We start from the raw sequence: 9,950 nt of genomic DNA, 5'->3' as shown, positions 1-9,950 counted from the left end.
CAGGCGGGGCAGAGCGCTTTGGTTACTTTGCCGCTTTTGCAAAGTGACTCGCTGTAAGAGCGAAACCATAAGCCGCCATTACCTAAATAACGGATATGCCCCCAAAATTCCGCCGATATTCGATCTCGAAAACCACGGCCCCCCTGGGACATCCCACCCGACAAGCGATCTCACTGCCACCCGCTGGTGCATGCTCTTGATTGCATGCAGCTTTTTGTAGCGAGGAAGCTCGCTCCCGTTGACCCGCATGGCAGGCCAAACAGCCTAATCAATAGCAAGCTAGCTAATTGGCGCATTAATTGCCTTGAAATATGGCAATTAGACATCACTCCCGGAGTCCGCCATGAGCAGCCTGTCGAGCAGCACGATGCAGTTATCTTCCGCCGAGAAAAGCTGGCTGCCCTGGTGGGGCAAGACCGGCAAGTTCGCCATGGGCTGGTCCTGCCGCCTCAACCGCGCGGTGTACCCGGTGATGGAGCAAACCTTCGAGGCCATTGCCGAAACCCGGGTCAAACTCCTGCAAACCTGGACCCGCGAACAGTGGGAACACCTCAACGAACTGGCCACGACACTGGCCCGCGATTCCGTGCTCACCGACAACAGCCTGCTGCTGGAAAAACTGCACCAGGCCGGGGATTTCTCCGAGCTGTTTATCGTCGACCCAAAGGGCGAACTACTGGCGAGTACCTGGAGCCAGGCCAGTCACCGCGCGCTCAATCAACAAGCCCTGGCCGCCGGGCTCAAGGCGCCATTCCTCCACGGTCCCTACAGCGACCCGCTGACCTTGCAGATCGGCCCTTCGTCTTCGCGCTTCCATGACGAAGTGACCCTGATGTTCTACCAACCATTGACCCGCGAGGGCAGGGTGGTCGGCTGCCTCTGCGGTCGGGTGCCCAACGACATACTCGGGGATTTGATCCAGCGCGAGGCCGGGCATATCTTCCCCGAGTCCGGCGATAACTACCTGTTCATGGTGCAATCGCGCTTCGACCCGGCGCTGCAGCCGGGCATTGCGCTGTCCCGCTCACGCTTCGAGGACGGCACCTTCACCCACGGTGAAAATCTCAAGAGCGGCGTGCACACACCCTGGAAAACCGTACAGATCCAGCGCCACACCGAGCTGGAATTGCGGTTTATCGACCCCGCCACCCAACAACTGCACCCCGGCGTGCGGGAAACCATCCGCAAGGGCTCGAACCTGTTTGTCACCTATCCCGGCTATTCCGACTACCGTCACATCCCGGTGGTGGGCAAGGGCGTGACCTTCGAACTGCCGGGCTCGCCGGATCGCTGGGGCATGATGTGCGAGGCCGACCTGGAAGAGGTCTACCGCCGGCGCTCCCTGAGCCACGGCTTGATGAAGCCCTATCTGGCGACCATGGCCGGCCTGTTTGCCTGCAACTTCCTGGTCCGTCACTACAGTGGTTTGCCCGCCGCCTGGACCGATGCGTGCGAGGTGCTGAGCATGGTCGTCGCGGCCTTGCTGTTCAGCCGCCTGGGCCCCAGGCGCCTGGCCGCACGCCTGAATGAAATGACCGAGGTCATCCGCACCATTGCCGAAGGCGAGGGCAACCTGCGCCAACGCCTGGACAGCGGGCGCATGGTCAACGACGAAACCGGCGACATGAGCCGCTGGATCAACAGCTTCATCGACCGCCTGGATTCGGTGGTCGGCCAGGTGGTCAAGGCCAGCCACAGCGTTGGCAACACCAACCAATTGATGCTCGGCCGCAGCGAGGCGGCCGGGTTGATGTCCCATGAAGTGGCCGACGCCACCCACCGCATGATGATCATCGTTGAAGAGCAACTGGGAGAAATCCAGCAAGCCTCGGTGAGCGCCGAGCAAATGAAGCAGGCCATGGACGAGGTGGTCAGCCGGGCCCGCGAGCAATTCCTCGCGGTACAGGTCGGCACCCAGTCGATTCGCGATGTGGTGCAGCGCTCCTCGGAAAGCGTGCAACTGCTGGACAGCCGCATGGCACAGATCAGCAACATCACCGGGTTGATCAGCGACATCACCAACCAGACCAACCTGCTGGCCCTGAATGCGGCCATCGAAGCGGCGCGGGCAGGCGAGCATGGCCGCGGTTTTGCGGTGGTGGCCGACGAAGTCCGCACCCTGGCGTCACGTACTTCCAAGGCAGCGGAAGACATTCGCCAGATGGTCGAGGGCCTGCAAGGCGAAACCCGCAAGGCCGTAGGCTTCATGGATAACGGCGTGACCAACGTCGACAGCAGCCTGCGCCTGGCCGAGGACGCCTCCTCGGAGAACGTGCACCTGCACCAGGCGGTGGAGAGCATGTTCAGCATCATCCAGCAGCTCAACGCCCGCAGCCTCGACTATGGCAAGACCATCAAGCAGGTCAGCCACTCTTCGGAGCAAATGCGCCTGACCGTAGGGGTGTTGCAGACCAGCGCGGAAACCGTGCGGGTCAATGCCAACAAGTTGCAGAAGCTGGTGGGGTTGTTCGAAGTCAGTGAGGCTGCGGCCTGACCAGGCTGCGCTTATCCAGCAGCAGGCGCTCCAGCTCCTTCATCGGCAAAGGCCGGCTGAACAGATATCCCTGGATCTGATCGCAGCCGGCTTCCCGCAGAAACTCCAGCTGCGCCTGGGTTTCCACGCCTTCGGCCACCACTCGCAGCTTCAGGCTGTGGGCCAGTTCGATGATGGTGCGGGTGATAGCCGCGTCCTGCGGGTTGCTGGTGACTTCGCGGATAAACGCAATATCGATTTTCAGCGTATCAATCGGGAACCGCCGCAGGTAGGCCAGGCTGGAATAGCCGGTGCCGAAGTCGTCGATGGAGATCTTCACCCCCATCGCCCGCAGGCGCTGCAAGCTGGCGATGGTGTGCTGGGTGTTCTCCATCAGCGAGCCTTCGGTCAATTCAACTTCCAGCCAATGCGCTTCCACGCCGGCCTGGGCGAGGGACTGGGCGATATCGGCAATCAGGTCGCCCTCGATCAACTGATGCCCCGAAACGTTGACCGATACCTCCACCGCGCCCACCGTGCCGGATTGCCACGCTGCGATCTGGCGGCACACGTTGTCGATCACCCAACGCCCGAGCGTGACGATCAAGCCCTGGCTTTCCAGGATCGGTATGAAGACCGCTGGAGACACCGCACCGTAACCGGGCCGGTCCCAGCGCAGCAGGGCCTCGAGGGCGCACACCTGACCGTTGGCCAGTTCGACCTTGGGTTGGTAATGCAGCACGAATTCTTCGCGCTCGACCGCCAGGCGCAGGGCTTTTTCCAGGTCCAGGCGCGCCAGGTCATGCACATTCAACCGCGAGGACTCATTTTGGTGGTGTTGAAGTTGCTGCTCCAACAACTGGCTATGGTTTTTCAACCGATCGCCGTGGGCCTTGAGCCGCAGCAGGTTGCGTACCCGTAGCCACAACTCGACCCGCTCCACCGGCTTGCTGATGAATTCTTCAGCACCGGTTTCCAGGCCACTGAGCCGCGCGCTGGACTCACTCAATGCCGAAAGCATGATGATCGGAATGTTCGCCGTGGCCTGGTTGCCCTTGAGCTGGTTGGCCACTTCATAGCCGTCCATGCCCGGCATCATGATGTCCAGCAGGATCAAGTCCGGCGGCCGCTGCGCCACCAACTGCAAGGCTTCTTCACCACTGGCGGCGCTCACGGTCTGGTAACCCTCGTGGCGCAGCAGGGTTTCGAGCAGCTTGCGCACCTGGATTTCATCATCAACGATCAACAGCGTTGCGGGTTGGCTGGCCATGGAGAGGACTCAAGTCGAGGGAGTAATGTTCTTTTGCAGCAGCGTGTCGATCACCTGGTACAGCTCTTTGTAGCGCAGGGGCTTGATGATGTAGGCATCGCAGCCGGCCCGCAGGGTCTTGTCACGGTCTTCCTTCATGGCCATGGCCGTCAGGGCGATCACCGGGATGTGCGCGGTATGAGGGTCCTGCTTGAGCAGTGACGTGGCTGCCAGGCCGTCCATGCCCGGCAACTGGATGTCCATCAGGATCAATGCCGGTTGTTTTTCCCGGGCCAGGGTCAGCCCGGTCTCGGCATCGGCGGCCCACAACACGCTGTGGCCGGCGTTCACCAGCAACAGGCGGGCGAGGCGCATATTGGCCTCGTTGTCTTCGACGATCAGGATTTCGGCCATGGGGCCTCCGCATCTGCGGCACGGTGCAGCGGCAGCCACACCACAAATCGCGCGCCTTCGCCTTCGCGGCTGGCCACGGCGACACTGCCGCCGTGCAGGTCGGTGAGTTGCTTGACCATCGCCAGGCCCAGGCCCGTGCCTTCGAATTTGCGCGCCAGGCTGCTGTCGATCTGGCTGAAGGCCTTGAACAGCTTGCTCATGTCGTCCCGGGCGATCCCAATGCCGGTGTCGCTCACGCTCAATTCCAGGAACTGTTGATGTTCGCTGGGCTGCAGGGCAAAGCCGTGGGTGGGCCAGTCCCCGGGAATCTGCCCCACTTGCCTACGATTCACCTCGCGCACCGAGAGCGTCACCGAGCCGCCGTGCTCGCTGAACTTCACCGCATTGGCCAGCAGGTTGTAGATGATCTGCTTGGTCTTGCGCAGGTCCAGTTCCAGTGCGCCGAAGTCGTCCGGGCTTTCGAGTTTCAACTGGATGCGCTGCAATGCGGCCTTTTCCCGCACGATCAGCAGGCTGTTGGCCAACAGGCCGGCCAACTCCACGGCTTCCAGTTCCAGGTCCATCATGCCGGCCTCGACCTTGGACAGGTCGAGGATGTCGTTGATCAGCGACAGCAAGTGCTGGCCGCTGGTGAAGATATCGCCGATGTACTCGCGCTGGATATCGCTCATGTCGCCCACCAGGCCGTCCTTGAGCGCCTCGGAAAAACCGATCACCGCATTCAGCGGCGTGCGCAGCTCGTGGGACATGGTGGCAAGGAACTCGGACTTCATGTGGCTGGCGTGTTCCAGCTCCAGGTTCTTCTCTTCCAGGGCGCGCTCAAAGCCTTTGCGTTGCGCCTCTTCCTGCTTGCGCGCGGTGTTGTCGGTGCCGATCAGCAGGTAGCCGATGATCGCGTCGTTGCGGTTGCGCAGGGCGGTCACCGACACCATGGCCGACAGGCGACTGTTGTCCTTGCGGATATAGGTCAGTTCGTAAATGTCTTCGATGCCCCGGGAGGCCTTGAACACCAGGGCCTCAAAGCCCGGCGTGATCGGTGTGTCCAGTTCCAGGCTGAGGGCGGCGGCGCGGGTGATCAGCTCGGCGGGGTCGGAAATGTCGGCCGGTGTGACGCGGTTCAGCACATCGGCGGCGGCGTAGCCAAGCATGCGTTCGGCACCGACGTTGAAAATCTGGATTACGCCTTTTTCGTCGGTGGCGATGCTGGAGAAGTAGGCGCTGTTGAAGATCGCATCTTGCAAGGCGCCGGCCTTGAGCAGGGTTTTCTGGCGTTTGAATTCGACGATTTTTTCAGCCCGGGATTGCGGCTCCGCCGGGCTGTCGACTGAAGAGTTGTCCATGGTGCAGTGTTCCGTGAACTTCAGGCCCGACGCTGCCAAAGGCGGCGCCGCAGAGCATGCTCACAGAAGATCGCGCAGGCGCGATGAGGAGGAGATGAGGTCTTTGGACGATAGCAGATAAACCGCAACCGACAGGGATCGTAGTGGCCAAACGCGGTGTTATTTTTAGAAAAACACTCAATCGGATAGGTGAAGGTGGAAAAACGGCGGTTTTATCTGCAATTAGTCACTCCAGGTCGCTGGGTGAACATTTATTCATCAGGTGAAACGTTTAATCAAACGATAAACGGCTGACGCAAGCGCTTGCGTAAGCAAATGTATCTGATTAGAGTCGGCAGCAATCAGGTCTGCCGATGACTGCCATCGGCAAACGCCCGAACACAACAATAATAAAACCAGGAGCTCAGTCATGAGCCTTGAACCCTTGCTTGAAATGCAGGGCATCAGCAAGACCTTCAACGGTCTGCGGGTGCTCAAGAACGTCAGCCTGAAGGTCTACCCCGGTGAAATCCACGCCTTGATGGGTGAGAACGGCGCCGGCAAATCGACCTTGATGAAGATCCTCTCCGGTGCCTACCAGGCCGATGATGGCGGCACCATCCGCATTGATGGCCAGCCCGTCGCCAGCTACAACCCAGCCTCCGCCAAAGCCCTCGGCATTGCCGTGATCTACCAGGAGCTCAGCCTGTGCCCGAACCTGACGGTGGCCGAGAACATTTACCTGGGCCGTGAACTGCGCCGTGGCTGGACCATCGACCGCAAGGGCATGGAAGCCGGGGTGGCCGAGGTGCTGGCAAGGCTCGGCGCGGAGTTCCTGCCCACCACCCGCGTCGCCAGCCTGTCCATCGCCGAGCGCCAACTGGTAGAAATCGCCCGGGCGCTGCATGCCCACGCGAAAATCCTGGTGATGGACGAGCCCACCACGCCGTTGTCCTCCCGGGAGACCGACCGCCTGTTCGCGCTGATCAAACAGCTGCGCAGCCAGGGCTTGGCGATCATCTACATCAGCCACCGCATGGCGGAAATCTACGAGCTGTCGGACCGGGTCTCGGTACTGCGGGACGGCGAGTACGTCGGCGAACTGGCGCGGGACGTGCTGTCGGCCGAAGTGCTGGTGAAGATGATGGTGGGCCGCGACCTGTCAGGTTTCTACAAGAAGGAACATGCGGCCTACGACCCCGGCAAGGTGGTGATGCGCGTGCGCGACATGGCCGACGGCAAGCGCGTGCGCAACTGCAGCTTTGACCTGCACGCCGGTGAAGTGCTGGGCATCGCCGGCCTGGTGGGCGCCGGGCGTACCGAACTGGCACGGCTGATCTTTGCCGCCGACCCACGCACCTCCGGCACCCTGGAGGTGGTCGGCAAAACCGTGACCCAACTGCGCAACCCGGCGGATGCGATTCGTGCCGGTGTCGTCTACCTCACCGAGGACCGCAAGGCCCAGGGTCTGTTTCTCGACATGAGCGTGGCCGACAACATCAACGTCTGTGCGTGTGTGCCGGATGCCCATGCCGGTGGCGTGCTCGACCGTGGCCACGCCGCACAACGCTCACGCGATGCGATCAAGTCCCTGTCGATCCGCGTGGCGTCGGGCAAGGTCAACGTCGGCGCGTTGTCCGGTGGCAACCAGCAGAAGGTGCTGCTGGCACGGCTGCTGGAGGTCAAGCCGCATGTGCTGATCCTCGACGAGCCCACCCGTGGCGTGGACATCGGCTCCAAATCCGAGATCTACCGCATCATCAACCAGTTGGCCAAGGCCGGCGTGGGCATCGTGGTGATCTCCAGCGAACTGCCGGAAATCATCGGCACCTGCGACCGCGTGCTGATCATGCGCGAAGGGCAACTGGTGGCCGAAGTGGGCGGGGCATCGGGGCTGGATATTTCCCAGGAGGCGATCATCGACCTCGCCACCGGCAGCGAACAGGTGGCCGCCCATGGCTAATTCAACGACAAGCGGGAGCAACACCATGACTGTGGCAACGATCGGCAAGGCTGAGCGTATTCGCGAACTGATGCGCACGGTGGGCATGTTGCCGGTGCTGGTGCTGCTGCTGGTGGGTTTTGCCCTGGCCAGCGAAAACTTCATGACGGTGCAGAACCTGTCGATCATCACCCAGCAGGCGTCGGTCAACGTGGTGCTGGCGGCGGGGATGACCTTTGTGATCCTCACGGCGGGCATCGACTTGTCGGTGGGAGCGATTCTTGCGGCTTCGGCTGTGGTTGCGTTGCAAGCGTCGATGTCACCGCAGTTCGGCATGTTCGGGATTGCCGCCGGGGTTGGCTTCGGCCTGTTGCTGGGCCTGGTCAACGGCGGCCTGATCGCCTTCATGCGCCTGCCGCCGTTTATCGTCACCCTGGGTGCGCTGACCGCCATGCGCGGTTTGGCACGCCTGTTGGCCGACGACAAAACCGTGTTCAACCCTGATTTGCCGTTTGCCTTTATTGGCAACGATTCGGTGCTGGGCGTGCCCTGGCTGGTGATCATTGCCGTGGCCGTGATTGCGCTGTCGTGGTTCATCCTGCGGCGCACGGTGATGGGGGTGCAAATCTACTCCGTGGGCGGCAACCCGGAAGCGGCGCGGCTGTCGGGGATCAAGGTGTGGAAGGTCCTGCTGTTCGTCTATGCCATGTCCGGTGCGTTGGCCGGGTTGGGCGCGGTGATGAGCGCGTCACGCCTGTTCGCCGCCAATGGCCTGCAACTGGGACAATCCTATGAGCTGGATGCGATTGCCGCAGTGATCCTCGGCGGTACCAGTTTTACCGGCGGCGTCGGCACCATCGGCGGCACGCTGGTTGGTGCGCTGATCATCGCGGTATTGACCAACGGCCTGGTGCTGCTGGGCGTCTCGGATATCTGGCAGTACATCATCAAGGGCATCGTGATCATTGGCGCGGTGGCGCTGGATCGTTATCGCCAGTCCGGTGCACGGACCTGATTTCACTCAAACAACAATCACAAGAGAGTCATCATGAACTTCAAACGCATGTTTCCTGTTGTCGCCTCCCTGGGCGTTGCCGTGTTGATGTCCCAGGCGGTGCAAGCCCGTGAACTGAAAGCCATCGGCATCAGCATGGGGTCCCTGGGCAACCCGTATTTCGTGACCCTGGCCGACGGTGCCACGGCGCGGGCCAAGGAGCTGAACCCGGCGGTGAAAGTCACCTCGGTGTCGGCCGACTATGACCTGAGCAAGCAGTTCTCGCAGATCGACAACTTCATCTCGTCCAAGGTCGACCTGATCCTGCTCAACGCCGTCGACCCGTCGGCCATGGCCTCGGCGATCAAGAAAGCCCGCGACGCCGGGATCGTGGTGGTGGCCGTGGACGTCGACGCCAAGGGCGTGAATGCCACGGTGCAGACCGACAACGTCGAGGCCGGCAAGCTCGCCTGCCAGTTCATCGTCGACAAACTGTCGGGCAAGGGCAATGTGATCATTCAGAACGGCCCGCAGGTCACCGCCGTGACTGATCGCGTCAAAGGCTGTAAAGCCGCGCTGGGCAGTGCGCCGGATATCAAGGTGCTGTCTGATGACCAGGACGGCAAAGGCTCCCGTGAAGGCGGCCTGAACGTGATGCAGGGCTACCTGACACGCTTCCAGAAAATCGACGGCCTGTTCGCGATCAACGACCCGCAAGCCATCGGCAGTGATCTTGCCGCCAAGCAGCTGAAACGCAGCGGCATCATCATCACCTCCGTGGACGGCGCGCCGGATATCGAGAATGCCCTGAAGACCGACACCCTGATCCAGGCTTCCGCCAGCCAGGACCCATGGGCCATGGCCCAGACGGCCGTCAACGTCGGCAATGACATTCTCAATGACAAACAACCTGCCGAAGCGGTTACCCTGCTGGCGCCAAAACTGATCACCCGCGACAACGTCGGTTCCTACAGCGGTTGGTCCAGCAAACATTAAAAGCACCCAGGAGTGAGCACCGTGGCAACCATGGAGGATGTGGCAAGAATTGCAGGGGTGTCGACGTCGACGGTTTCCCACGTCTTGAACGGCACCCGCAAGGTCAGCCCGGACACGGTGCAAGCGGTGCAGGACGCGATCCGGCAGGTGGGCTACATCCCCAACACGCTGGCGCGTTCCCTGGCGCGGTCCACCACCAATACGATTGGCGTGGCGATCTCGGCACTGTCCAACCACTACTTCAGCGAAACGGTGCACGCGATTGAAACCGAGTGCGCCAAGCACGGCTACATGATGTTGTTTGTCGATACCCACGACGATCCCGAGCAGGAATTGCGCGTAGTCACGACGCTGCACCATCGGCGGGTGGACGGCATTCTGCTGGCGCCGTCTACCGGTTCGCTGGCCCTGGAATACCTGCAGGCCAATCAAGTGCCGGCGGTGCTAGTGGACCGGATGATGTGTGATCGTTTCGATCAGGTCGGGGTGGAAAATACCCTGTCTACCCAGGTTTTGGTGGCGCACTTGATCGAGCATGGCCACCAGCGGATCGGCTTTATTTC

Annotated in this window: 8 protein-coding genes; 5 read left to right on the top strand and 3 right to left on the bottom strand. The window is 61.5% G+C overall.

Going from position 1 to position 9,950, the window contains the following annotated elements; all coding sequences use genetic code 11:
- Positions 1-343 precede the first annotated feature (343 nt).
- Positions 344-2,494 carry a methyl-accepting chemotaxis protein gene (locus AC3WKX_RS33560; protein WP_102606450.1) on the top strand — a complete coding sequence of 717 codons (2,151 nt, stop codon included), beginning with the start codon at positions 344-346 and terminating at the stop codon, positions 2,492-2,494.
- Here the strand turns inward: AC3WKX_RS33560 and AC3WKX_RS33555 are convergent.
- The 3 genes from AC3WKX_RS33555 to AC3WKX_RS33545 are packed head-to-tail and all read right to left on the bottom strand — an operon-like array spanning position 2,475 to position 5,476.
- Positions 2,475-3,743 (bottom strand): EAL domain-containing response regulator, encoded by a 1,269-nt coding sequence (locus tag AC3WKX_RS33555; RefSeq protein ID WP_003209700.1) that lies wholly within the window; start codon positions 3,741-3,743, stop codon positions 2,475-2,477. The genes AC3WKX_RS33560 and AC3WKX_RS33555 overlap by 20 nt on opposite strands.
- 9 nt (positions 3,744-3,752) lie before the next feature.
- The gene (locus AC3WKX_RS33550; protein WP_008430409.1) at positions 3,753-4,136 is read right to left on the bottom strand and encodes a response regulator; all 384 of its coding nucleotides are present in this window, start codon (positions 4,134-4,136) and stop codon (positions 3,753-3,755) included.
- Entirely contained in the window at positions 4,121-5,476 is a 1,356-nt protein-coding gene (locus tag AC3WKX_RS33545; RefSeq protein WP_003209703.1) for a sensor histidine kinase, read from the bottom strand. Before AC3WKX_RS33545 ends, AC3WKX_RS33550 begins: the two co-directional genes overlap by 16 nt.
- Before the next feature lie 409 nt (positions 5,477-5,885).
- On the opposite strand from AC3WKX_RS33545, the gene AC3WKX_RS33540 reads away from it, so the two are divergent.
- The 4 genes from AC3WKX_RS33540 to AC3WKX_RS33525 form a co-directional block, all read left to right on the top strand.
- Positions 5,886-7,418 carry a sugar ABC transporter ATP-binding protein gene (locus AC3WKX_RS33540; protein ID WP_102606449.1) on the top strand — a complete coding sequence of 511 codons (1,533 nt, stop codon included), beginning with the start codon at positions 5,886-5,888 and terminating at the stop codon, positions 7,416-7,418.
- A gap of 25 nt (positions 7,419-7,443) precedes the next feature.
- On the top strand, positions 7,444-8,412 hold the full coding sequence (locus tag AC3WKX_RS33535) for an ABC transporter permease subunit (protein WP_102606448.1): 969 nt from the start codon (positions 7,444-7,446) through the stop codon (positions 8,410-8,412).
- A 33-nt stretch (positions 8,413-8,445) separates the two neighbouring features.
- Positions 8,446-9,387, top strand: coding sequence for an ABC transporter substrate-binding protein (locus AC3WKX_RS33530; RefSeq protein ID WP_102606447.1), 942 nt, complete (start codon positions 8,446-8,448; stop codon positions 9,385-9,387).
- Between the two features lie 21 nt (positions 9,388-9,408).
- Positions 9,409-9,950 (top strand): LacI family DNA-binding transcriptional regulator (locus tag AC3WKX_RS33525; RefSeq protein ID WP_146014539.1); only part of this gene is annotated, 542 nt, incomplete at its 3' end.

Source organism: Pseudomonas sp. GP01-A4 (assembly GCF_058780865.1).
This window is presented reverse-complemented; position numbering and strand designations above follow the sequence as displayed.

Coding starts and splice junctions, on each gene's coding strand:
- AC3WKX_RS33540 (WP_102606449.1), top strand. CDS start 5,886: ATGAGCCTTGAACCCTTGCTTGAAATGCAGGGCATCAGCAAGACCTTC.
- AC3WKX_RS33535 (WP_102606448.1), top strand. CDS start 7,444: ATGACTGTGGCAACGATCGGCAAGGCTGAGCGTATTCGCGAACTGATG.
- AC3WKX_RS33530 (WP_102606447.1), top strand. CDS start 8,446: ATGAACTTCAAACGCATGTTTCCTGTTGTCGCCTCCCTGGGCGTTGCC.
- AC3WKX_RS33550 (WP_008430409.1), bottom strand. CDS start 4,136: ATGGCCGAAATCCTGATCGTCGAAGACAACGAGGCCAATATGCGCCTC.
- AC3WKX_RS33560 (WP_102606450.1), top strand. CDS start 344: ATGAGCAGCCTGTCGAGCAGCACGATGCAGTTATCTTCCGCCGAGAAA.
- AC3WKX_RS33545 (WP_003209703.1), bottom strand. CDS start 5,476: ATGGACAACTCTTCAGTCGACAGCCCGGCGGAGCCGCAATCCCGGGCT.
- AC3WKX_RS33555 (WP_003209700.1), bottom strand. CDS start 3,743: ATGGCCAGCCAACCCGCAACGCTGTTGATCGTTGATGATGAAATCCAG.